At 62.8% G+C, this 24,152-nt stretch carries 23 protein-coding genes; 20 read left to right on the plus strand and 3 right to left on the minus strand.

Annotated features, from left to right (window positions below):
- Positions 1–18 precede the first annotated feature (18 nt).
- A complete protein-coding gene (locus tag AC1DU8_RS14695; RefSeq protein WP_477666308.1) occupies positions 19–1,077 on the minus strand; it encodes a DMT family transporter in 1,059 nt (352 codons plus the stop codon).
- Positions 1,078–1,110: 33 nt separating this feature from the next.
- Here AC1DU8_RS14695 and AC1DU8_RS14700 point away from each other — a divergent pair, with 33 nt between their 5' ends.
- The 18 genes from AC1DU8_RS14700 to AC1DU8_RS14785 all read left to right on the plus strand — a co-directional run bounded on the left by AC1DU8_RS14700 (position 1,111) and on the right by AC1DU8_RS14785 (position 19,132).
- Positions 1,111–1,644 carry a hypothetical protein gene (locus AC1DU8_RS14700; RefSeq protein ID WP_457279234.1) on the plus strand — a complete coding sequence of 178 codons (534 nt, stop codon included), beginning with the start codon at positions 1,111–1,113 and terminating at the stop codon, positions 1,642–1,644.
- A gap of 113 nt (positions 1,645–1,757) precedes the next feature.
- The gene (locus AC1DU8_RS14705) at positions 1,758–2,093 is read left to right on the plus strand and encodes a hypothetical protein (protein WP_457279235.1); all 336 of its coding nucleotides are present in this window, start codon (positions 1,758–1,760) and stop codon (positions 2,091–2,093) included.
- A gap of 8 nt (positions 2,094–2,101) precedes the next feature.
- Complete coding sequence (locus AC1DU8_RS14710; RefSeq protein ID WP_477726921.1) at positions 2,102–3,271, plus strand: TolC family protein; 1,170 nt, start codon at positions 2,102–2,104, stop codon at positions 3,269–3,271.
- Between the two features lie 26 nt (positions 3,272–3,297).
- On the plus strand, positions 3,298–4,683 hold the full coding sequence (locus AC1DU8_RS14715; protein ID WP_457279237.1) for a multicopper oxidase family protein: 1,386 nt from the start codon (positions 3,298–3,300) through the stop codon (positions 4,681–4,683).
- Positions 4,684–4,704: 21 nt separating this feature from the next.
- Positions 4,705–5,292, plus strand: coding sequence for a Spy/CpxP family protein refolding chaperone (locus tag AC1DU8_RS14720; RefSeq protein ID WP_457279238.1), 588 nt, complete (start codon positions 4,705–4,707; stop codon positions 5,290–5,292).
- Between the two features lie 49 nt (positions 5,293–5,341).
- Positions 5,342–5,836 carry a cupredoxin domain-containing protein gene (locus AC1DU8_RS14725; protein ID WP_457279239.1) on the plus strand — a complete coding sequence of 165 codons (495 nt, stop codon included), beginning with the start codon at positions 5,342–5,344 and terminating at the stop codon, positions 5,834–5,836.
- Positions 5,837–5,858: 22 nt separating this feature from the next.
- Positions 5,859–6,344 carry a DUF411 domain-containing protein gene (locus AC1DU8_RS14730; protein WP_477726922.1) on the plus strand — a complete coding sequence of 162 codons (486 nt, stop codon included), beginning with the start codon at positions 5,859–5,861 and terminating at the stop codon, positions 6,342–6,344.
- Between the two features lie 11 nt (positions 6,345–6,355).
- Positions 6,356–6,655: a copper-binding protein gene (locus AC1DU8_RS14735; RefSeq protein ID WP_457279241.1), complete on the plus strand. Its 300-nt coding sequence runs from the start codon at positions 6,356–6,358 to the stop codon at positions 6,653–6,655.
- A 138-nt stretch (positions 6,656–6,793) separates the two neighbouring features.
- Complete coding sequence (locus AC1DU8_RS14740; protein ID WP_457279242.1) at positions 6,794–8,191, plus strand: TAXI family TRAP transporter solute-binding subunit; 1,398 nt, start codon at positions 6,794–6,796, stop codon at positions 8,189–8,191.
- Between the two features lie 162 nt (positions 8,192–8,353).
- On the plus strand, positions 8,354–9,334 hold the full coding sequence (locus AC1DU8_RS14745) for an ABC transporter permease (RefSeq protein WP_457279243.1): 981 nt from the start codon (positions 8,354–8,356) through the stop codon (positions 9,332–9,334).
- Positions 9,335–9,406: 72 nt separating this feature from the next.
- Positions 9,407–10,990: an ABC transporter substrate-binding protein gene (locus tag AC1DU8_RS14750; protein ID WP_457279244.1), complete on the plus strand. Its 1,584-nt coding sequence runs from the start codon at positions 9,407–9,409 to the stop codon at positions 10,988–10,990.
- Positions 10,991–11,229: 239 nt separating this feature from the next.
- Entirely contained in the window at positions 11,230–12,147 is a 918-nt protein-coding gene (locus AC1DU8_RS14755; protein WP_457279245.1) for an ABC transporter permease, read from the plus strand.
- Positions 12,148–12,276: 129 nt separating this feature from the next.
- A complete protein-coding gene (locus AC1DU8_RS14760) occupies positions 12,277–13,254 on the plus strand; it encodes an ABC transporter ATP-binding protein (RefSeq protein ID WP_457279246.1) in 978 nt (325 codons plus the stop codon).
- Positions 13,251–14,354: an ABC transporter ATP-binding protein gene (locus AC1DU8_RS14765; protein ID WP_457279247.1), complete on the plus strand. Its 1,104-nt coding sequence runs from the start codon at positions 13,251–13,253 to the stop codon at positions 14,352–14,354. The genes AC1DU8_RS14760 and AC1DU8_RS14765 overlap by 4 nt, the downstream gene beginning before the upstream one ends.
- Before the next feature lie 80 nt (positions 14,355–14,434).
- Positions 14,435–15,649 (plus strand): M20 aminoacylase family protein, encoded by a 1,215-nt coding sequence (locus AC1DU8_RS14770; protein ID WP_477666298.1) that lies wholly within the window; start codon positions 14,435–14,437, stop codon positions 15,647–15,649.
- A 16-nt stretch (positions 15,650–15,665) separates the two neighbouring features.
- Positions 15,666–16,763: a M14 family metallopeptidase gene (locus AC1DU8_RS14775; RefSeq protein ID WP_457279249.1), complete on the plus strand. Its 1,098-nt coding sequence runs from the start codon at positions 15,666–15,668 to the stop codon at positions 16,761–16,763.
- Between the two features lie 74 nt (positions 16,764–16,837).
- Positions 16,838–18,601 (plus strand): sensor histidine kinase, encoded by a 1,764-nt coding sequence (locus AC1DU8_RS14780; RefSeq protein WP_477726923.1) that lies wholly within the window; start codon positions 16,838–16,840, stop codon positions 18,599–18,601.
- A 165-nt stretch (positions 18,602–18,766) separates the two neighbouring features.
- Positions 18,767–19,132, plus strand: coding sequence for a response regulator transcription factor (locus tag AC1DU8_RS14785; RefSeq protein ID WP_457279251.1), 366 nt, complete (start codon positions 18,767–18,769; stop codon positions 19,130–19,132).
- A gap of 17 nt (positions 19,133–19,149) precedes the next feature.
- Here the strand turns inward: AC1DU8_RS14785 and AC1DU8_RS14790 are convergent, their stop codons facing one another.
- Both AC1DU8_RS14790 and ettA read right to left on the minus strand, forming a co-directional pair.
- On the minus strand, positions 19,150–19,686 hold the full coding sequence (locus AC1DU8_RS14790; protein WP_457279252.1) for a DUF1415 domain-containing protein: 537 nt from the start codon (positions 19,684–19,686) through the stop codon (positions 19,150–19,152).
- Between the two features lie 118 nt (positions 19,687–19,804).
- Positions 19,805–21,466: an energy-dependent translational throttle protein EttA gene (gene ettA / locus AC1DU8_RS14795; RefSeq protein WP_457279253.1), complete on the minus strand. Its 1,662-nt coding sequence runs from the start codon at positions 21,464–21,466 to the stop codon at positions 19,805–19,807.
- Positions 21,467–21,847: 381 nt separating this feature from the next.
- On the opposite strand from ettA, the gene AC1DU8_RS14800 reads away from it, so the two are divergent.
- Together AC1DU8_RS14800 and AC1DU8_RS14805 are read left to right on the plus strand one after the other, a co-directional pair.
- Positions 21,848–23,581 (plus strand): DEAD/DEAH box helicase, encoded by a 1,734-nt coding sequence (locus tag AC1DU8_RS14800; protein WP_457279254.1) that lies wholly within the window; start codon positions 21,848–21,850, stop codon positions 23,579–23,581.
- On the plus strand, positions 23,523–24,149 hold the full coding sequence (locus tag AC1DU8_RS14805; RefSeq protein ID WP_457279255.1) for a Rossmann-fold NAD(P)-binding domain-containing protein: 627 nt from the start codon (positions 23,523–23,525) through the stop codon (positions 24,147–24,149). The genes AC1DU8_RS14800 and AC1DU8_RS14805 overlap by 59 nt, the downstream gene beginning before the upstream one ends.
- Positions 24,150–24,152: the final 3 nt, after the last annotated feature.

Raw genomic sequence — 24,152 nt, forward strand, 5'->3', positions numbered from 1 at the left:
GCTGCGGGGCCGCCTTCTTCAACCGCCGGAATGCCCATGGCGGTGATGGGCGTCAGGGTAATGCGCATGGCTGTGGGCCAGGGGCTCATGGCGGTGGCGATGTGAATGCATCCCTGGAACCGCCTGTGCATGCTCATGCGGGTGATGTGCGTCATGCGCATGCAGGTGTTCGTGTTCCAGCGCTTCGTGCCGATGCATGTGCGCATGATGCTCGGTCAGGTGCAGCCAGATGCCGACCGCCATCAGCAAGGCGGCGCCCACCAGTTGCCAGGTGACGGGCTCGGCAAGAAACACCACGGAAAACAATGCGCCCACAAAAGGCGCTGTCGAAAAGTACGCGCCGGCCCTTGATGCCCCAAGGTGCCGCAAGGCCACCACAAAAAGCGCCAGACTCACGCCGTAGGCCAGCAGGCCGACCGCCATCGCGGCGGAGATTTGTACCGCACCCGGCAACGCCGCGCCTGCCAAAAAAGCCAGCAGCAGATTGGTCACGCCAGCTGCCAGCCCTTTCACGCAGGCAATCCATGACGCATCCACCAACGACACCTTGCGCGTGAAGTTGTTGTCCAGGGCCCAGAAAAAACACGCCAGGGTCACGGCGAGCGCGGGCCACAGCGCGCTGAATGTTGACCCCGCCGTGGCCGCAGCCTGCTGCGGCCAGCTCAACAGCACGGCACCCGCCACGATAGCGGCCATGCCCGTCGCAATACGGCGGTCAAAGTTTTCCCTGAACACCATCCATGCGAGCACGGCGGTCAATACCGCCTCAGCATTGAGCAGCAGGGCCGCATGGCTGGAAGGCATCGCCGACAGGCCGTACATCAGCAGCACCGGCGCCAGCCCGCCGCCACACAGCACGGCCGCGGCCAGCCAGCGACCCTCGCCGCGGTTCAGGCGTGGCTGGGCAGCACCGCGCAGGCGCCGATAAATCGCCAGCCCCAGACCGGAGCCCAGGTACAAAAGCCCGGCGAGTATCCAGGGGTTGACCTGGCCGAGTAGCGACTTGGCCAGCGGCGTGCCCGCGCCGAACAGGAAAGCCGAGGCCAGGGCGGCTGCAACGCCAGGCTTCAAAAGCATGGAATGAAGTTTCAAAGGACGAATCTACTTGTCATGAGTGATCTTGACAGTTTCCGCTGCCGGCCTTGCGATGGCAAGCTTGATGGGTTTGCGCGGGAACTTTTTAAACGCATCGCCTATCATTCACCCATGCGCCACCTGCTCTTCGCCCTGATGATCGCCCTGCTGCCCTTGCGCGGCTGGGTGGGCGATGCGATGGCGACGCAAATGGCGGCGGCCCATGTGCAACACAGGCAGCTTGCTTCCGCAGAACAGTCCGCTACCAAAACGATAGCAGCTTCCGCTCACCACATGGGGGCTGAAGGCCATTCAGGCCACGAAGAGACGTCGCCCGAAGCAACCATGGCCATGCACGACTGTGCCGGGAACACCTCCGACAGCAGCACCCCGACGAATGACGCCGGCTGTGAGTCCTGCGCGGCCTGCCAGGCCTGTCATACGGTGGCGCTGTCGCTGGCAACGTCAGACCAGAGCCCCGTTTTCAAAGGACGCAGCCTGCTGCGCCCGGCGCCAGACCAGTTTGCCAGTGCCGACGCCGCGCTGGGCCAAAAACCACCCATTTCCTGATCTCCAGGCCCGTAGTGGGCCTGTACTTGCCGTCCGGCAGGGCCTTTCAGGCTCTTGACGCCGGATACCCGCGATTTTCCGCAAATCGCCCCGCTTGTATTCAGGAGATTCTTGTGACTATTCGTTTCATTCCCGGCCCGCGCGCAGCGCTGGCCCTCGCACTCTTTTTCATCGGTTCTGCCAGGGCCCATGCACAGGCAGATCCCTACCCCCGGGTGAACCCCCGCCCCACCGAACAGGCTGCCAATCCGGACATGCCGGTACCGTCCACCGTGTACCAGTCCGTATTTGTGAACCGTCCGCAGGGCGTGGAGCCGGCCAGCGATGACTGGAAAAAATCCAACGCCACTGCGGGCCAGTTCAAAAAAGGGCATGCTGACCTGCTGAAATGGGAAGAGGCCCAGGCGCCACGCACCGAACCTGCGGCGCCCGCCGCTTCGAAACCATGAGGCCCGGCATGACCTCCGCTGCCGGCCAACGCCACATCGCTCCACGTCTGGGTTCATTGGCGCTGCTTATGCTGGCCCTCGCGGGCTGCACAACGGCAGTGCCCGACGGCGGCGTGAGTGGCCTGCAGGCGCTGGCCGCCCCGCAACCGGGCGGCTCGGGCACTGCGCCCCCCGTGCTCATTGCGCGGCCGGGCAAAGACACCAGCGCCGCCGTTGCCGACCTGCTGAAAGGCCCGCTCAGCGCAGAAAGCGCGGTGCGCATTGCACTGCTCAATAACCCTGGCCTGCAACTGTCCCTGGCCGGCGAAGGCGTCAACATCACGGATGCCGTATCTGCCAGCCCGGCCAAACTCAAGGCCGCGCAAGACATCACCCTGCTGTCAAGCGATACCCGCAAAGCCTGGATCAACGCAGTGGCTGCCGCGCAGACAGCGCGCTTTATGGACGAAGCCAGGAAGAACGCGGAAACCGGCGGCGAGCTGGCGCGCCGCATGGCACGCGCAGGCAACTGGAGCAAGCTGCAGCAGGCCCGCGAACAACTGCTGCTGGCCGAGGCCACGGCGCAATTGGCGCGCGCCCGGCAGGCCGCGTTCAGCGAGCGCGAAAAACTCGTGGTGGTGATGGGCCTGTGGGGCGCGCAAGCCGGCTTCACCTTGCCCGAACGGCTGCCCGACCTGCCGCCAAAAGCGCAAGACATGCCGGATATCGAAAGCCGCGTGCTGCAGCGGCGGCTGGACCTGCGCCTGGCGACGGCGCAATGGGCAGGACAACGCGCCATCCGGCCCCAACCCGGTGCCGACGGCCTGTGGGACACCCTGGGTGATTCGGCACGTGTGCGCGAACTGGCGGTCAGGGCGCGCAGCGAAGCACGCGAGGCTTACCACAGCTACCGCACGGCCTACGACCTGGCACGCCACTATCAGACGGAAGTGATGCCGCTTTACCGCTTCATCCAGGATGAAACGGTGCTGCGCTACAACGGCATGCTCACCAGCGTCTTTGACCTGCTGGCCGGCGCCCGCGCGCAGACCCTGGCCGCTGCCGGCGCCATCGAGGCGCAACGCGACTTCTGGCTTGCCGAAGCCGACCTTCAGACGGTGCTTGCCGGCGCATCGCCCGGCACGGCCTCGTCCAGGTCTTCCGGCAAAACCGGCGCCACCACGGCCGCAGCGCGCTGAGCACACACCCCAACACAAGGAATCCCATGAACCGACGAAATTTCTTTAACCGCACGGCGCTGACGGCGGTTGCCGCCGCGTCCGTCAGCAAGGTAGCGATGGCCGCGCTGCCGGAACCCATGACGATGAACAAGGCCGACACCGCGCCGCCGCTTGCGCCGCCGAACGGCCGGCCCTACAACCCGGTCGTCACCCTGAATGGATGGACGCTGCCCTGGCGCATGAACAACGGCGTGAAAGAATTCCACCTGGTGGCAGAGCCGGTGGTGCGCGAAATGGCCCCGGGCTTCAAGGCCCACATGTGGGGCTACAACGGCCAGAGCCCGGGCCCCACGATTGAGGTCGTCGAAGGCGACCGCGTTCGCATATTCGTCACCAACAAGTTGCCCGAACACACAAGCATCCACTGGCACGGCCAGCGCCTGCCCAACGGCATGGACGGTGTGGCCGGGCTGAACCAGCCGGCGATCCCGGTGGGCAAGACGTTTGTGTATGAGTTCGCGGCGCGGCGCCCCGGCACATTCATGTATCACCCGCATGCCGACGAAATGACACAGATGGCCATGGGCATGATGGGTTTCTGGGTTACACACCCCAGGGAAAAACATCCGCTCATCGACGTCGTCGACCGCGACTTCGTGTTCCTGCTCAACGCCTACGACATCGAGCCCGGCAGCATGACGCCGAAGATCATGACCATGCTGGACTTCAACCTGTGGAGCTGGAACAGCCGCATCTTCCCCGGCATTGACCCACTGGTGGTGCGCAGGAACGACAAGGTGCGCATACGCGTGGGCAACCTCACCATGACCAACCACCCGATGCACCTGCACGGGCACGAGTTCACGGTGACCGGCACCGACGGCGGCCCCACGCCGCGGCCGGCCCGCTGGCCGGAAGTGACGACGGATGTTGCCGTGGGCCAGATGCGCCAGTTTGAATTTCTGGCGGACGAGGAAGGCGACTGGGCTTTTCATTGCCACAAAAGCCACCACACCATGAACGCCATGGGTCACGACGTGCCCACCATGATTGGCGTGGACCACCGCGGTCTCATCAGGAAAATCCAGAAGGCTGTGCCCGACTACATGGTGATGGGCGAACGCGGCATGGCCGATATGGGGGAGATGGAGATGCCGATCCCCGACAACACCGCGCCCATGATGACGGGCAAGGGCCCCTACGGCGGCGTGGAAATGGGCGGCATGTTCAGCGTGCTCAAGGTGCGCGGGGACCAGAAGCCCGGCGACTACAAGGACCCGGGCTGGTACCGGCAGCCGGCCGGCACGCAGGCTTATGAGTGGAAGGGCGCCCTGCCCGACCCGGCCCGCCCCCTGGCTGGCAATGCGGCCGCACCTGCGGGTGGCACTGAAATCAATATCCGCAAACCCCAGGGCCATACCGGCCACTGACCCAGAACCTTGAGGAACACCATGAAAACCCAAAACGCTCTTAAATTGATAGCTGCTTGCGCTTTACTGTCAGGCGCTACAGCCCTGTTTGCCCAACATGGCCAGACGAGGGGTGAAAACCCCGCAGCAAGTCCCTACGCGGGCCAGCAAGCGCGCGGCATCAAAGCCCTGTCGGCGGCACAAACCGCTGACCTTCTGGCCGGCAAAGGCATGGAACAAGCCAAAGCGGCCGAATTGAACGGCTACCCGGGGCCCATGCACGTGCTGGAACTGGCCGGCCCGCTGGCGCTGAGCGCCGCGCAAAAGCAGGCCAGCGAAGCACTGATGAACCAGCACAAGGCCGAGGCCCGCGCGCTGGGCGCCAGGCTGGTAGAGGCCGAGCGTGACCTGGACAGCGCCTTTGCCGGCAGGCAGGTGAACGCGGCACAGGTTGATGCCCTGACCCGGCAGATTGGCCTGCTTCAAGCCCAGTTGCGTGCCTCGCACTTGCATACGCACTTGCAACAGGCCGGTTTATTGACACCGCAGCAGATAAACCTTTACGCGGATTTGCGCGGCTACAGCGATGCGCCGGGCACAGCGGCCGGGCATCCCGGGCACCAACATTGATTTGACTTTGAACTTTTGACTCTTTAACTTCATCCACAAGGACCACACCATGAACCCACTTATCGCCATTCTTGCTACCGCCGTTTTTGCAGCCTCGGCCGCGCCAGCTTTCGCCCACGGCGATGCTGCCCACAGCCCCAGTGCGGCCCCAGCCCCGAAGGAGCAAAAGCCCTGGGGCATCGCGGGAGATGCCAGTGCAGCCACACGCACCGTCACGCTGTCCATGGACGACAACATGCGGTTCACACCCGACAAGCTCTCGTTCAAGCAAGGCGAAACCGTGCGTTTTGAAATCCGCAATCGCGGCAAACTTTTGCATGAACTGGTGATCGGGACCCAAAAGAATCTCGACGAACACGCGGCGATGATGGTGAAGTTTCCGGGCATGGAGCACGACGAACCCTACATGGCGCACGTGCCGGCGGGCAAGTCGGGCGGGTTGGTCTGGACCTTCAACCGCGCCGGCGAATTCGACTTCGCCTGCCTGATCGCCGGCCACTACCAGGCAGGCATGGTGGGCAAGATCACTGTTGCGGCCCGCTGATCCGTTCACACAAGGAGTACACATGATGCAAAGACGACAACTCATCCAGGTGACGGCCGCGATTGCAAGCGCTTCAGCCCTCACCCCGGCACTGTGGGCCCAGACGACCCAAGTACCCGTCGAAGTCTGGAAAGACCCTGACTGCGGCTGCTGCAAGGACTGGGTGACGCATCTGCAGGCCAACGGGTTCCAGGTTCGCATTCACGACAGCGGCAACACGGCGGCGCGGACCCGGCTCGGCATCCCGGAAAAGCTCGGCTCCTGCCACACGGCGGAAGTCAGCCTGGCCGGCAAGCGCTACGCACTGGAAGGCCATGTGCCGGCCCGCGAGATCTACCGCCTGCTCAAAGAGAGCCCGCAGGCCGTAGGCCTGGTCGTTCCCGGCATGCCGGTGGGCTCGCCCGGCATGGATGCGCCGCTTTATGGCGGACGCAAAGACCCGTATGACGTGCTGCTGGTTCACCGCGATGGCAGTACCCGCATTTACCAAAGCTATCACCGCACCTGAAAGGATTCCCCATGAAACGTTTTAACCGCATAGGGGCTGCCCTGTTTGCCGTACTGGCCACGTCGCTTGCCCTGGCGCAGGCGGCCTTGCCGCCGACCGAAGGCGAAGTCCGCAAAGTCGATAAAGAGACCAGCAAGATCACCCTCAAGCACGGTGAGATCAAGAACCTGGACATGCCCGGCATGACCATGGTGTTCCAGGTCACGGACCCCGCGATGCTGGAAGCGGTCAAGGCCGGGGACCAGGTCAGTTTCACCGTAGACAAGATCAACGGTGCCTATACCGTGCTTTCCATCGAACCCCGCAAGTAAGCGCCCACCGGCACGATCGCCAATCCGCTCTCATTTTGATAGCTAATTGCGCTTGTCCTGATTGGCCTGCAGGCCATTTTTACCAATAGACAAACTTTGCCTGCAGGCCGGCAGCGGCCCCATGCTATGGTTCGGCGCATGCCTAAAACCATTCGCTACACCCTGTTGTCCCTGCGCGATCTGTGGGTCTCCGCCGGCCCGTTCATCCTGCTGGCGGCGGCGCTGCTGGTATTGGCCTATTGGTGGCTGGACCCGAACCCGCCCAAGCGGGTGACCCTGGCGACCGGCCCGGCGCAAAGCGCCTATGAAGAATTCGGCAAACGTTACGCCAAGGCGCTGGCTCAGGAGGGCATCCAGGTGGTCCTTGTACCCTCGGAAGGCTCAGCCGCCAACCTGCAGCTGCTGCGCGAAGGCAAGGTGGACGTCGGTTTTGTCCAGGGCGGCACCAGCGACTACACCGCCCAGGATGAAGAAGACCTGTCGTCGCTGGGCAGCCTGTTTGTCGAGCCGCTCTGGTTGTTCTACCGGGAAGATGCGGCGCGCAAGGTGGCTGCCGCGGCACGGGCCGCGAAGGCACCAGGCAGCCGACTCGCCGCAAAGGCAGACTCCGCGGATACGGGCGAAGACGCCAGCCTCACATCGCTCACGCAATTGCAGGGCCTGCGCGTCAACCTGGGAACGCCAGGCAGCGGAGTCCCCAGCCTGATGGCAAAACTGTTCGACAGCAACCGCATCGACCCCGCTACGATGAAAGTCTCCAGGCTGGAGCAGACACCCGCGACCGTGGCCTTTCTGGGCGGCGAACTGGACGCGATTGTGTTCGCGTCCGCCCCGGAGTCGCTGATGGTGCAGATGCTGCTGCAAACCCCCGGCGTCAAGCTCATGAATTTCGCCCAGAGCGAAGCCTATTCGCGGCGCTTTGCATTTTTGACGCCGACCCGCCTGCCACGCGGTGTGGTGGATCTGGCGGGCAATATTCCGCCCGATGACGTACGGCTGGTCGCGTCGACCACCTCACTGATCACGCGCTCCGGCATCCACCCCGCACTGCAGCAACTGCTGGCCCAGGCCGGTAACGACATCCACGGCGGGGCCGGCTGGTTCAAAAGCGCCCGCGAATACCCGAACCGCGACAACAGCGAATTGCCCATTGCCAAGGAGGCCGAGCGCGCCATCAAGAACGGCACCCCCGTGCTGCAGCGCTACCTGCCCTTCTGGGTAGCCAACCTGGTCGAGCGGATGTGGCTGGCGATGGGCATCATCATCGCCATCATGCTGCCGCTGTCGCGCATCATCCCGCCGCTGTACGCCTTTCGTGTGCGTTCACGCATCTTCCGCTGGTACGGCCAACTGCGCGACATCGAAAACCGCGTGGAAATCTCCGGGGAAAACAGCGGCAACGCGGCCTTGCTGGAAGAACTCAACAACCTGGAAAGCCGCGCCGAAAAAATCACGGTGCCGCTGTCCTATACCGACGAGTTGTATGCGCTGCGCGGGAATATTCACCTGGTCCGAAAAAAGCTGCAAAGGCTTTAAAGCCGGTCGCGCCGCAAAGAGGCGCGCGGCACCTTAAAAGGGCAATGAAAGGCCCGATTCAGGGCAATTGCCGGGGCCACGTGGTTCTTTAACCCTAAAGTAAACCCCTGTGTCGGCATAGCAATTGCTCTGCTAGTATCGTCCGACACTTTTCTTTGGCCAATGCTTGCTTTTATTCTGCGCCGCCTGATCCAGGCCGTGATCGTGATGGTCGTGGTCGCCTTGATTGCCTTCATGCTCTTTCAGTATGTCGGTGACCCGGTGGTGTTCCTTCTGGGACAGGACGCCACACCGGCGCAGATCAGGCAACTGCGTACCGACCTCGGGCTGGACCGGCCTTTTATCGTCCAGTTCTGGCATTTCCTGGTCAACGCCGCGCAGGGCGAATTCGGCTTGAGCCTGCGACAGGGCGCCAAGGTGTCGCGCCTGATTTCCGAACGCTTCCCCGCCACGCTGGAGCTGGCGCTGGTGGCGGCCGTTTTGGCCTTGCTCATCGGTATCCCGATGGGCGTGTATTCGGCGCTGCGCCGCGGCTCGTTCCTGAGCCAGGTGTTCATGACGGTGTCGCTGCTGGGTGTTTCACTGCCCACTTTCCTGATCGGCATCCTGCTGATCCTGGTGTTCGCCGTGGGCCTGGGGTGGTTCCCGAGCTTTGGCCGTGGCGAGACGGTGCAGATCGGCTGGTGGAGCACAGGCCTCTTCAAGGCCGACGGCTGGCACCACATCGTCCTGCCGGCCGTGACGCTGGCCGTCTTTCAGCTCACGTTGATCATGCGGTTGGTGCGCGCCGAAATGCTGGAGGTATTGCGCACCGACTACATCAAGTTCGCACGGGCCCGCGGCCTGCCCGACCGGGCCATCCATTTCGGCCATGCCCTGCGCAACACGCTGGTGCCGGTAATGACCATTACCGGGCTGCAACTGGGCGGACTGATCGCCTTTGCCATCATCACCGAAACCGTGTTTCAGTGGCCGGGCATGGGCCTGCTGTTCATTCAGGCAGTGACCTTTGCCGACATCCCCGTCATGGCCGCTTACCTGTGCCTGATTGCGCTGATTTTTGTGGCCATCAACCTGGTCGTCGACCTGCTGTATTTCGCAGTGGACCCCCGGCTTCGCGTCGGCAATGCCACAGGCCACTGATGGCGCAGGCCGCGCCCCTTTCTTTCATTTTTTACACCCGCAAGTCCTCATCCCTTTCACAAGGAGTTCCTGATGAAATTCAAGTCCAATCTGCTTTCAGCCGCTGTGCTGTGCGGCCTCACGGCCACAAGTTTTATCGCTTCGGCGCAAACCCTGCGAGTCGCCAACCAGGGCGATTCATTGTCGATGGATCCGCACTCGCTGAACGAGTCACTGCAGCTCAGCGTGACGGGCAACGCGTATGAAGGCCTGGTCATCCGCAACAAGGACCTGAGCCTGGCGCCTGGCCTGGCGACCTCGTGGAAACAGACGTCACCTTCCGTATGGCGCTTCGAACTGCGCAAGGGCGTGCAGTTTCACGACGGCACGCCGTTCACCGCCGATGACGTGGTGTTCAGCTTTAACCGGACCCAGGCCGACGGCTCGGACATGAAGAGCTACACCAACGACTTCAAGGAAGTGCGCAAGATCAACGACCATGTGGTCGAGATCGAAACCAAAACACCCTTTCCCATCTTGCCCGACGTGATCACGCTGGTTTACATCATGAGCAAGAAATGGTGCGAAACCAACCAGGCGACCAAGCCGGTGGACCGCCGTAAAGGCATTGAAAACGCCGCGTCCTTCCGTGCCAACGGCACCGGCCCTTACCGGGTACGGGAGCGTCAACCCAATGTGCGCACCACCTTTGTCCGCAACGGCACCTACTGGGGCAAGATTGAAGGCAACGTTCAGGAGGTGGTCTTCACCCCCATCGGCAACGACGCCACGCGCGTGGCAGCCTTGCTGTCCGGTGAAGTCGACGTGATGGAGCCCGTGCCGGTGCAGGATATTGACCGTGTCAACAGCAACGCCGCAACCCGTGTTCTGGCCGGACCAGAGCTGCGCACCATTTTCCTGGGCATGGACCAAAAGCGCGACGAACTCCTGTATTCCAGCGTGAAGGGCAAAAACCCGTTCAAGGACAAGCGCGTGCGCCAGGCCTTCTATCAGGCCATCGACATCGAAGGCATCAAGAAAACCGTGATGCGCGGCGGCTCCAACCCGACAGCGCTGCTGATCGGCCCCGGTATCAACGGCTTCCAGGCCGACCAGAACAAGCGCTTGCCCTACGACCCTGAAGCCGCCAAAAAGCTGATGGCAGATGCCGGCTATGCGAGCGGCTTTGAAGTGTCCATGAACTGCCCGAACGACCGTTATGTGAACGACAGCCGGATTTGCCAGGCTGTGGCAGCCAATCTTTCACGCATCAACGTCAAGATCAACCTCCAGGCTGAAACCAAAGGCACCTATTTCCCCAAGATTTTGCGTCGCGACACCAGCTTTTACATGCTGGGCTGGACACCCGGCACCTATGACGCCCACAACGCCATGAATGCCCTGGTCGCCTGTGTCGACGACAAGGGCGCCGGCCAGTTCAATCTGGGCGCATATTGCAATCCGAAGTTTGACGAGCTGACCAGGAAGGTTCAATCCGAAACCGACAAGACCAAACGCAATGCGATGATCAAGGAAGCGTTCGACATCCACGGGGCCGACATCGGCCACATACCGCTGCACCAGCAGTCGCTGGCCTGGGGCATGAACAAGAAGGTGGAACTGGTCCAGATGGCCGACAACTTCATGTTCTTCAAGTGGATAACTGTGAAGAAGTAAGCCCCCTATTGCCTTTTCGCTTCGCGTAACGGCTTCTCCCCTACAGGGGACAACAGCAGCGGCCCGGCAAAGCCGGTTCCGCGCTGAAGGTAACCTCCCCCTGTTGCCTTTTCGCTTCGCGTAACGGCCTCTCCCCTGCAGGGGACAACAGCTGCGGCCCGGCAAAGCCGGTTCCGCGCTGTTGCTGGCACAGGTCTCGCTTTGCTCGTCTTTGGTTATATGGATTGCTCTTTCTTTTGATGACAAAAACTCTTGCGCGCTGGTTTGACAGCGATGTGGGCCACAGTTTTCGCACCTCGCCGGTTGCGATGCTTGCGGCGGCCATTGCGCTGGTCTGCGTTTTCTGTTCGGTGTTTGCCGGCTGGGTGGCCCCGCACGACCCGTTTAACCTGAGCACGCTGGAGCTCAGCGATGCGCGCCTGCCGCCGGCCTGGAGCGCCCAGGGCAGCGCCAAATACCTGCTGGGCACCGATGACCAGGGTCGCGACATTTTGTCGGCGCTGATGTATGGCGCGCGCATTTCATTGGTAGTGGGTGTGGCCTCTGTCATCCTGTCCATGCTGGCCGGCGTGTCGCTGGGCTTGCTCGCGGGCTTTCGCGGCGGCTGGATCGACGCAGCCCTGATGCGCGTATGCGATGTGATGTCGTCTTTTCCGCCCATCCTGGTCGCGCTACTGATCGCCGGTGTGGGCCGCGCGGTGTTTCCTGACGCGAGTCAGCTGCTTGCCATGGGTGTGCTGATTCTGTCTATTTCGATGGGGCAGTCGGGTTGGGTGCAATACGCGCGCACCGTGCGTGGCTCCACCATGGTGGAACGCAGCAAGGAATATGTACAGGCTGCACGCGTCACCGGTGTCTCGCCCTTGCGCATCATGCGGCGCCATGTGCTGCCCAATGTGATGGGGCCTGTACTGGTGCTTGCCACCATCCAGGTGGCGACCGCCATCATCACCGAAGCCACGCTGTCCTTCCTGGGCGTGGGCGCGCCGCCCACCTCACCCTCGCTGGGTACGCTGATCCGCGTCGGAAACGACTACCTGTTCTCGGGCGAGTGGTGGATCACCGTGTTCCCGGGCCTGATGCTGGTGTTGATTGCGCTGAGCGTGAACCTGCTGGGTGACTGGTTGCGTGATGCCCTCAATCCCCGTCTGAGGTAGGCCAAAAAATGAATGCCCCCACGCTTGTCACTACGTGTACTACGCTGCCCCCCGAGGGAGCGCATTTTTCCTTGGGGCGGCCCGGCGGAAAAACCTTACTCATCGCTCACTTCGTGAGCTGAACCGTCAATGAGCCTTCTGCAAATCAAGAATCTTGTGGTCGAGTTTCCCGGCCGGCGTGGCACGCTGCGTGCGCTGGACGACATCACATTTGACATCGCACCCGGAGAAATCCTTGGCGTGGTCGGTGAATCGGGCGCGGGCAAGTCGCTGACCGGCGCAGCCATCATCGGCCTGCTGGAGCCGCCCGGGCGCGTGGCGGGCGGCCAGATCCTGCTCGAGGGCGAACGCATCGACAACCTGCCCCATGAGCGCATGCGCCACATCCGGGGGAGAAAGATAGGCGCGATCTTCCAGGATCCGCTGACCTCGCTGAATCCGCTCTACACCATAGGCCGGCAATTGGTGGAAACCATCCAGGCTCATTTGCCTGTCAGCACGCAGGAAGCCCGGGCGCGCGCCATCGAACTGCTGGACGACACCGGCATTCCCGCCGCCGCACAGCGCATAGACCACTACCCGCATCAGTTCTCGGGCGGTATGCGCCAGCGCGTGGTAATCGCCCTGGCGCTGGCGGCCGAGCCCAAGCTCATCGTGGCCGACGAACCGACCACCGCGCTTGACGTATCGATCCAGGCACAAATCATCACCCTGCTCAAAAACATCTGCCGGCAGCGCGGTGCCGCCGTCATGCTGATCACCCACGACATGGGCGTGATCGCCGAAACCTGCGACCGTGTGGCCGTGATGTATGCCGGGCGGATCGCCGAGCTCGGACCGGTGCATCAGGTGATCAACCATCCATCACACCCCTATACCGCGGGCCTGATGGCCGCCATTCCCGACATCACAGTGGAACGCGAACGCCTCTACCAGATCGACGGCGCCATGCCTCGCCTGAACGCCATTCCCCAGGGCTGTGCCTTCAACCCGCGCTGCCCCAAAGCGTTCGACCGCTGCCGTCAGGAACGGCCCGACCTGATGCCAGCCGGTGCTACGTGGGCGGCCTGCTGGCTGCATGACACGCACGAAGGGGTGGCGGCATGAGCGACATTTTGAGCACGTCCCAAGTCAGCGCGGGAGAATTTTCCGCCGGGCCGCCCCAAGGAAAATCGGCCCCCTCGGGGGGCAGCGAAGTACGCGAAGCGACAAGCGTGGGGGCGTTAGTCCAAGCCCACGACCTTGCGAAAACCTTCGATGTGTCGCCACCCTGGCTGAACCGGGTGCTCGAACGCAAGCCCAGGCTGCTGCTAAAGGCCGTCGACGGCGTGAGCTTCGACATCGAGAGAGGCAAGACGCTGGCACTGGTCGGCGAATCGGGCTGCGGCAAAAGCACCGTAGCCCGCCTGCTGGTGGGTCTCTATGAGCCGACGCGCGGTGGATTGACCTTTGACGGCCAGGATGCGCATTCCGCTTTCAAGACACCCCAGGGCCGGCAATTGCGCAGGCGCATCCAGATGATTTTTCAGGACCCCTATGCCAGCCTGAACCCGCGCTGGACTGTGGAAGACATCATCGCCGAACCATTGCACGAGCACGGCATCCTGAGTGACAGTGCAGCACTCAAGGAACGGGTGGACGAGCTGCTGAGGTCGGTGGGTCTGTCTGCGCTGGACATGCCCAAGTATCCGCATCAATTCTCGGGCGGGCAGCGCCAGCGCATCTCGATCGCGCGCGCGCTGGCCACGGAGCCCGAGTTCCTGGTCTGCGACGAGCCGACCTCTGCGCTGGACGTGAGCGTGCAGGCACAGGTGCTTAACATCATGAAAGACCTGCAGCGAAAGCGCGGCCTGACTTACCTCTTCATCTCGCACAACCTCGCAGTGGTGCGCCACGTGAGCGACCAGGTCGGTGTGATGTACCTGGGCCGCCTGGTCGAGATGGCCGACAAGCACAGCCTGTTCGACAGGCCGCGCCATCCCTACACACGCATGCTGCTGGATGCCATCCCCAAGATGCATGACACCGGCCGGGCCCGCACGCCGGTATCGGGCGAAGTGCCCAATCCGCTGAACCCGCCCGCCGGCTGCACCTTCCACCCGCGCTGCCCGCATGCCAACGAGCGTTGCCGCAGCGAACGGCCGGAGTTTCTGCAGCTCGAAGGCGTTCGTGTGGCCTGCCATGCGGTTGAAGAGGGCCGAATTTAGGGAACAAATACCAGGAACCCAGGCACGGCCATGCAAAGCGGAACCGGCTTGGTTAATATGTACTCTCAGGGGACACTGCCATGAAAATCATTGAATCCATCCTGGCCGGGGCGGCCGACATCGCTGCCGTGCGCCGCGACATCCACGCCCATCCCGAACTGTGCTTCCAGGAAGTACGCACCGCCGACGTGGTCGCGCAAAAGCTCGAATCCTGGGGCATCCCGATTCACCGCGGCATGGGCACCACCGGCGTGGTGGGTATCGTGCACGGCCACGACGGCGGCGCTTGTGGCCGGGCCGTGGGGCTGCGCGCCGACATGGACGCGCTGCCCATGCAGGAGTTCAACAAATTCCCCCATGCCAGCACGCGGCAGGGCAAGATGCACGCCTGTGGCCATGATGGCCACACCGCGATGCTGCTGGCCGCGGCACGCCACCTCTCGCAGAACCGAGACTTTGACGGCACGGTCTACCTGATCTTCCAGCCGGCCGAGGAAGGCGGCGGCGGCGCACGCGAGATGATCAAGGACGGCCTCTTTGAAAAATTCCCCGTCGAAGCGGTCTTTGGCATGCACAACTGGCCGGGCGCGCCTGTCGGCACTTTCGCGGTCAGCGCGGGTCCAGTGATGGCATCAAGCAACGAGTTCAAGATCACTATACGCGGCAAGGGCAGCCACGCCGCGATGCCGCACTTCGGCATCGACCCTGTGCCTGTCGCCTGCCAGATGGTGCAGGGCTTCCAGACCATCATCAGCCGCAACAAAAAACCGGTTGATGCGGGCGTCATCTCGGTGACCATGATTCACGCCGGAGAAGCGACCAACGTGGTGCCGGACTTCTGCGAGTTGCAGGGCACAGTGCGCACGTTCAGCATTGAGGTGCTGGACATGATTGAAAAGCGCATGAAGGAAGTGGCCGAACACACCTGTGCCGCGTTTGAAGCACGCTGCGAATTCGAGTTCACGCGCAACTACCCGCCCACGGTCAACAGCGCCGCCGAGGCCGACTTCGCACGCCGGGTGATGAGCGACATCGTGGGGCCGGCCAACGTGCTGCCGCAGGAGCCCACCATGGGCGCCGAAGACTTCGCCTACATGCTGCAAGCCAAGCCAGGCGCCTACTGTTTCATTTCCAACGGTGACGGCGCGCACCGCGACATGGGCCACGGCGAAGGGCCCTGCACGCTGCACAACCCGAGCTACGACTTCAACGACGACCTGATCCCCCTGGGCGGCACCTACTGGGTCCAGCTGGCTACGCGCTGGCTGGGTACGGTTCCTGAGGCGCGCCCCTGACAACGCCAACAACACCATGAACACACACGCGGCTTTTTCAGCCAGTTATGCGGCTGCGCGCGCCAAATTCCTCGAGGCGGCTCGCGCCGCCGGCATGGCGCTTCGCGCCTATGAACACCCGCTGAAGGGCCGCGACGGCGAAACCCTCGCGATGGACGTGGCCCTGGACGGCTCGCCTGACGCAAACAAGCTCTTTATCGTCAGCAGCGCTTGCCACGGCGTGGAAGGCTACTGCGGCTCGGGTGTGCAGGTGTGCGCCGCACAGGACGCCGAATGGCGCGCCAAGGCCCGCGCGGGCGGTGTGGCGGTGCTCTACATTCACGCGATCAATCCCCACGGCTTTTCCCATGCACGGCGCACCACGCACGAAAACGTGGACTTGAACCGCAACTTCCATGACTTCGGCCAGCCCTTGCCTGTGAATGAGGCTTACCGCGAGCTCCACGATTTGCTGCTACCCGCGCAGTGGCCCCCTACAAGCGAAAACCAGGCCGCCATTGCGGCCTATATTGACACCCGTGGCGTGGCACGCTACCAGGCGGCCGTGTCGCAAGGCCAGCATGAATACGCCGATGGCATGTTTTTCGGCGGGACGGAGCCCACGTGGAGCAATCGCACCTTGCGCGAAGTGCTGCAAACCTTCGGGCAACGGGCTAAACGCATCGCCTGGATGGACCTGCACACGGGGCTGGGCCCCAGCGGGATTGGTGAGCGCATTTTTGCCTGCGACAACGATCCCATAGCCCTGGCACGTGCGCGCGCCTGGTGGGACGGCGGCGGCGCCACCCCCGTCACCTCGTTCTACGACGGCTCCTCCAGCTCGGCGCACCTGACGGGTTTGATGTGGGCGTCGGTTCCCGACGAATGCCCGCAGGCCGAATACACCGGCATGGCCATGGAATACGGTACGGTGCCCATTCTGGACGTCATTGCCGCCCTGCGCGCCGACCACTGGCTGCACAAGCATCCTGAGATGCCCGCGGAGCAACAGGCGACGATCAAGCGGCAGATGATGAACGCGTTTTATGTCGACACGGACGAATGGCGCTCACAAATCGTGGCTCAGGCGCGCCAGGCCATGTTCCAGACCGTGGGCGGACTGAACACCCCCTGAACCAGGGCAGCATAATGACTCGGGTGCAGCCATTGCAGCAGCCCTCTTTTCAACCCGAGCACGAAAGCCGCGCCATGCCGTCCGATGCCGACCTGCAACTCCAGCTCAAGCAGCTGCAACAGCAATACCAGGCGTTAGAGGCCGACTACCGGAATCTGCAGCTTGAAAAGCAGAAGCAGGAGACATCCGCCAACCTGTGGCTGGAACAGCGAACCCGCGAACTTCAGGCCGAAGCACTGGAGCAAAAAAAAGCCGAAGCCCTGCAACGGGTTTTTTACCGCATTGCCGAGCGTGCAGCAGCAGATCTCTCTTTCTACGATTTCCTGCAGTCGGTTCACGGCTTGCTGGGAGAGCTGCTGTATGCCAAAAATTGCTATGTGTGCCTGTACGACGCGCAGAAACACCGAAAGGATTTTCCCTACTACGTGGACGAGCGCGATGGCGATGCGCTGCAACTGAGCAATGTGCCGTATCGCAGGGGTCTGACCGAATTCGTCCTGAGTACCGGCAAGCCGCAAATTATTGACGCCATGCGCCTCAAGGTACTGGAAGCCGCCGGTGATGTGACGGAAGGCAGTGGCGACATGACTTTCAGTTCCTGGCTGGGCGTGCCCATGCACATACGCGGCACCATAGGCGGCGTGCTCGCGGTGCAGGGATATGAGCCGGGCGTGGCCTACAGCGACACCGATGCCGACATCCTGTCCTTTGTCGCCAACCACGTCAGCAGTGCGATTGAACGCTATCAGGCGCTGGATGAATTGCGTAAATCGGAAGAGCGCTACCGCACGGTGATTGAAAACGTCGGTGTCGGCGTGGTGGTGGTGCAGGACGGCCGCATGGTATTTGCCAACCCCAGCCTGGAGCGCATCGTGGGCCACCCGCGGGAGTACCTGCTGTCCCAGCCCTACACCGCGACCGTCCACCCCGACGACCTGCCGGTGATGCGCGAGCGCCACGAGCGTCGCCTGCGGGGCGACCAAGTCGACTCGATGTACGGTTTTCGCGTGATCACCCAGGCCGGCGAAGTTCGTTCGCTGGAGCTCTCCGCCGTGCAGATCGAATGGGGCAAACGCGAGGCGACCCTGATCTTCGTGGTAGATGCGACGGCCCGCTTGCAGGCCGAACTGACGCAGCGCCAGACCCTGCAGCGGCAAACCGAGCTCAATGACATGAAGTCGCGCTTCATCTCGGTGGCGTCGCATGAATTCCGCACGCCGCTGGCCTTTATCCTGTCGTCCGCCGAACTCCTCAAGCACTACGGCGACCGCCTGCCCGAAGCCGAAAAAGCCGACGTCATCGCCACCATAGAAACCGGCGTACAACGCATGACCCAGATGCTGGACCGCGTGCTGCTGCTGGGCAAGGTGGAGGCCCAAATGCTGGCGTTCCAGCCGGCAGAGATCAATCTGCAACTGCTTTGCCAGAACCTGGTGGAAGATGCGCGCATCCAGTATTCAGAGGCGGGCTGTGAACTGGCCCTGGAATTCGGGGCCCGGCCGGACATCGGGCTTTTTGATGAAAAGCTGCTGCGCCATATCTTCGGCAACCTTCTGTCCAACGCCATCAAGTATTCGCCGCAAGGCGGAAAAGTCTCTTTTCGCGTGTTTCCGTCGGAGGGACGTGTGGCCTTTGAGGTGGCGGACCAAGGCATAGGCATTCCGGCCGAAGAGCTTCCCCACCTCTTCGAGTGGTTCCACCGGGCCAGCAACGTCGGCGAAATCCAGGGCACGGGCCTGGGGCTGGCCATCGTCAAAAATTCGGTCGACCTGCACGGCGGCCACATAAGCGTAACCAGCGTCGTGGGCCAGGGTACGCGCTTTACCGTCACGATTTGAGGCGCGGAACCTGGCCAAACCAGCCCGCGCACCGGGCAGATTGGGGAAACCGGGGTAAGGCTATAAGATGGATACCAGCCCGGCACTGCGACAGAGCCTGCCGGGTGGTTCAGGGAAATCAGCCCCGCCCACGATGAAATGCGGGGCCTTCAATGCGAAAGAAAAATGGCGCGCATTCTGGTGATTGAAGATGAATCCCATATCCGGGACAACCTGCTGCGCTTTGTCCGGCTGGAGGGCCACGAAGGCCTGGCAGCGGCAGACGGCCATGCCGGCCTGCAAGTGGCCAGGGAGCAGCAGCCGGACCTGATTTTTTGCGACGTGATGATGCCGCTGATGAACGGCATGGAAGTTCTGGCCGCGCTGCAATCGGAACCCGCCCTCAAGCAGGTGCCCTTTGTGTTCTTGTCGGCCAGTGCGGAGTCAGAGCGGCTGGAGGAAGCCTTGCGCCTGGGTGCCAGCGGCTACGTGACCAAGCCCTTTAACTTCGCGCAACTGCACGCGGTGCTCAAGCAGCATCTGCCCAGGTAGAGCTGGCGCCCGTGGCGCTAAAGGCCCAGTGCCTTCCAGCCCGTGTGGCCCAGCTCTTCGAGTGTCGCGATGTTCTGCTCAAAGATGGCCTCAGCCTCGGGAAACGCCTCCACGGCCCGTGCCACGCTTTCCTCGCGCAGCAAATGCAGGATGGCAAAGGGCGCGCGGTTCGTGTAGTTGCCAATGTCGCCGGGCTCGGTGCCATCGAACTGGAACTGCGGGTGAAAGCTGGCCAGCTGGATCACGCCTTCGAGGCCATGCTCATCCACCACGCCTTCGGCGATTTCCAGGAAATCGTTGAAGTCCAGGAAGTCGTCAAACAGCGTGGGGTGGATCAGCAATGTGGTGTCGACCTCTTCGGCCGGCGTCGCCGCCAGCAGATCCAGTTCGCGATCCAGTTCCTCGAGCAGGCCGTCCGCATGTTTCGCATGGCTTACCACCAGGCGAACCTGGTTCTTGACGTAGACCGCCTTGGCGAACGGGCACAGGTTGAGCCCGATCACGGCTTTTTCAAGCCAATGCCGGGTTTGGGTCAGGACTTCATCGTCGGTCATCACGATCTCCGGAACACTTTTCTTTGCCAGCAGGGGCCGCGGAACCGGCTTAGCCGGGCCGCAGGCGCAGCGCCCCCTCGGGGGGCAGCGCATTACACGAAGTGAAAAGCGTGGGGGCTTAATGCAGTGCCTTGAACCGCACACGCTTCGGTTTGGCGCCCTCTTCACCCAAGCGCTTCTTCTTGTCGGCTTCGTACTCCTGGTAGTTGCCGTTGAAGAAGGTCCACTGGCTGTCGCCTTCGGCGGCCAGGATGTGGGTGGCGATGCGGTCCAGGAACCAGCGGTCATGGCTGATCACCAGCACGGAGCCGGCGAATTCCAGCAACGCGTCTTCGAGCGCGCGCAGGGTTTCCACGTCCAAATCGTTCGAGGGTTCATCAAGCATCAGCACGTTGCCGCCCGCGATCAGGGTCTTGGCCAGGTGCAGGCGCCCGCGCTCTCCGCCCGACAGCATGCCGACGCGTTTTTGCTGGTCGGCACCGTTGAAGTTGAAGCGGCCTGCATAGGCGCGGCTGGGCATGGTGAACTTGCCGACGGTCAGCATGTCCAGGCCGCCCGAGATGTCTTCCCAAACAGTTTTTTCATTGGCCAAATCATCGCGGTGCTGGTCGACGAAAGCCATGCGCGCGGTCTTGCCGATGGCGACTTCACCGCTGTCGGGCGTTTCCTTGCCGGCGATCAGCTTGAACAACGTGGACTTGCCTGCGCCGTTGGGGCCGATGATGCCGACGATGGCGCCTGCGGGTACCTGGAAGCTGAGGTTGTCGATCAGCAGGCGGTCGCCGAAGGATTTGCTGACATTCTTGAATTCGATGACTTCATTGCCCAGGCGCTCGGCCACAGGGATGAAGATTTCCTGGGTTTCGTTGCGCTGCTGGTATTCGAAGTCGGAGAGTTCCTCAAAACGGGCCAGGCGCGACTTGCTCTTGGCCTGGCGCGCCTTGGGGTTCTGGCGTGACCATTCGAGTTCCTTCTTCAGGGCCTTGGCCCGGGCTTCCTCACCCTTTTGCTCCTGTGCCAGGCGCTCGCCCTTCTGGTCCAGCCAGCTGCTGTAGTTGCCCTTCCAGGGGATTCCGTGGCCGCGGTCCAGCTCCAGGATCCACTCGGCGGCGTTGTCCAGGAAGTAGCGGTCGTGGGTAATGGCCACCACAGTGCCTGAAAAGCGCTGCAGGAACTGCTCCAGCCAGTCCACCGATTCGGCGTCCAGGTGATTGGTGGGTTCGTCAAGCAGCAGCATGTCGGGCCGGGACAGCAGCAGGCTGCACAGGGCCACGCGGCGTTTTTCGCCGCCCGAGAGCACGCCGATCTTGGCGTCCCAGGGCGGCAGGCGCAGCGCGTCGGCGGCGATTTCAAGCTGGTGCTCGGAATCGGTGCCGGCAGTGGCGATGATGGCTTCCAGGCGGGCCTGCTCGGCGGCCAGCGCATCGAAGTCGGCATCAGGCTCCCCGTAGGCGGTGTACACAGCTTCGAGCTGGGCCTTGGCGGCGAATACCGCGCCCATACCGGCTTCCACGCTTTCGCGCACCGTGTGCTCGGGGTCCAGCTTGGGTTCCTGCGGCAGGTAGCCGATGTTCAGCCCCGGCATGGGAGTGGCTTCGCCCTCGATTTCCGTGTCCAGGCCGGCCATGATCTTGAGCAGCGTGGACTTGCCGGAACCGTTGGTGCCCAGCACGCCGATCTTGGCGCCCGGGAAGAAACTGAGCGACACCTCTTTAAGGATATGGCGCTTGGGCGGCACGATTTTGCCGACCTTGTTCATAGTAAATACGTACTGAGCCATCAGGATTAACTTTGGTAAAAATGAAAAACAATGCAGGAAAACGGGCTGCTTGCCGCCTGTACATGCTATTTCTACAGGCTGTCAGCAGGCTTTCTTGCGGGCTGGAACGACACGCCGCGCCTGGGCGCAAACGCCTTTTGGCAAAGCGTGTTTTATGCGTGAATGCCTCCATTATCGTTGCTGTGCGACAATACAGGCGTTGCTGGCTCCAGTTGCCTTCAACATTTGGGCACATCCGGGTACCGCTTCAAGTGGCTGCTTACGATGTAAAACGTAATGTTTAGGGCCCACTTTCTGACCCCATCTGCCTTTGACTGGCGGGTTTGCCTTTCAACAAGGCGCCCAACAGGCCGATCTAAAGCGCCACACAGGCGCAACATCATGACATTTGAAGAATTGAATCTGGCTCCGGCCATTCTGAAGGCCGTGCTCGAGCAGGGCTACGACACCCCCACCCCCATCCAGGCCCAGGCGATCCCCGCCGTGCTCAAGGGCGTCGACCTGCTGGGCGGCGCCCAGACCGGCACCGGCAAGACCGCTGCCTTTACGCTGCCCTTGCTGCAGCGCTTGTCCACCGAAGCGCGCCTGACCAACCGCCGCGGCGTCAACGCCGTACGCGCCTTGATCATGACCCCCACCCGCGAACTCGCGGCCCAGGTCGAAGAAAGCGTCCGCACCTACGGAAAATACACCGACCTCACCTCCATGGTGATGTTCGGCGGCGTCGGCATGGGCGCCCAGATTGAAAAACTGCGCCGCGGCGTCGATATCCTGGTCGCCACTCCCGGCCGCCTGCTGGACCATGCGAGCCAGGGCACGCTGGACCTGAGCCAGGTACAGATCCTGGTGCTCGACGAAGCCGACCGCATGCTGGACATGGGCTTTATCCACGACATCAAAAAAGTGTTGGCCCTGGTGCCCAAGCAGAAACAATCGCTGTTGTTCAGCGCGACCTTCAGCGACGAAATCCGTGAACTGGCCAACGGCCTGCTGAAGAACCCCGAATCCATCCAGGTCACGCCGCGCAACACCACGGTGCAGCGCATCACGCAGACCATCCATCCCGTCGGGCGAGCCAAGAAAAAAGCGCTGCTGACCCACATCATCAACGAGCACAACTGGAGCCAGGTGCTGGTGTTCACCCGCACCAAGTTTGGCGCCAACAACGTGGCCGAGCACTTGACCAAAAACGGCATCCCCGCGATGGCGCTGCACGGCAACAAGAGCCAGACCGCCCGCACCCAGGCCCTGGCCGATTTCAAGAGCGGAACGATTCGCGCCTTGGTGGCCACTGACATCGCCGCCCGCGGCATTGACATCGACGAGCTGCCGCACGTCGTGAACTACGAAATCCCGAATGTCAGCGAAGACTACGTGCACCGCATCGGCCGTACTGGCCGCGCCGGCAACAGCGGCGAAGCCGTCAGCCTGGTCTGCCTGGATGAAGAAGGCTTCATGCAGGACATCGAGCGCTTCACCAAGCAGAACATCGAAAAAGTCATCGTCCCCGGCTTTGAAGCGGAACCCGGTGAACGCGCCGAGCCGCTAGCCATGGGTCGCCAGACCATTTGGGGCGGCTTGGGCAAGCCGCCTAGCCGCGACGTGATGCAGGCTGCCGCCAAAGCAGCCCGTACTGAAATGATGCAGCGCATCCGCGATACCAAGGGGGCACAGCCCGCGCGCGGCGCAGGCGGTGGTAACGGGGGCGGCAACGGCGGCGCCCGTGGACGCGGCCCCGCCGGCGGTGGCAATGGCGGAGGAAATGGCGGCGGCCGCGGCCCGCGCACCCCCAACCCCGGCCAGCCGCGCCAGGCTTCCGGTTATTCGCAGAACGGTCAGCCGCCACGGCAGGCCCAGGCGCCGCGCCATCGCGACGACCAGCAGCCGCGCGCGCCCCGCAACGAGTCAAGGGAGCCACGCAATGACTTCGACAACCAGCAACCTGCCAGCCACGCCTCCTCCGGCTTCCCATCCTCCGGCCAGCCCACAGGCGGCAACCGCGGCAACTACCGGGGCGGCAACCGCTCCGGCGGTGGCGGCGGTTCGGGTGGCGCTGGTGGCCGGGGCAACGGGCCTCGTCGGCCAGGCGGTCCTGGCTCGTTTACTGGCCGATAAGCGCTATTCGGCGGTTCACTGTGTAGGCCGCCGTGCGCCTGCGCAGCACGACGCACGGCTGGCCGTGCACCTGACCGATTCATTCGCGGACTTCACGGCGCCGCCAGTCGATGATGTCTTCATTGCACTGGGCACCACGATCAAAACGGCCGGCAGCCAGGCAGCTTTCAGGGCCGTGGATTTCGACGCCGTGCTGGCCGTAGCCCGCGCTGGCCGAATTGCCGGCGCTACACGGCTGGGTGTGGTCAGTGCCATGGGCGCTGATTCGCACTCCGCCCTCTTCTACACGCGCGTTAAAGGCGAAGCGGAAGAAGCACTCGCACTACTGGGCTTTTCCACTCTGGTGGTGGTGCGGCCCTCATTCCTGGCGGGTGAGCGCGAGTCTTTGGGCCAGGCGCCGCGCGCCGGTGAAAAAATCGCACTCGGCCTGAGCCGGCTCCTAAGCAGGGTGATCCCTGCCAACTACCAGTCCGTTTCAGCGGAAAGCGTCGCACGTACGCTGGTTGAAGAAGTGGCCGTTCGCCGGGGCCAACACGTGGTGCTGTCGGGCGAGATGCAGCAACGCTAGGGT

The sequence above is a fragment of the Polaromonas sp. P3_A5 genome (assembly GCF_056403055.1).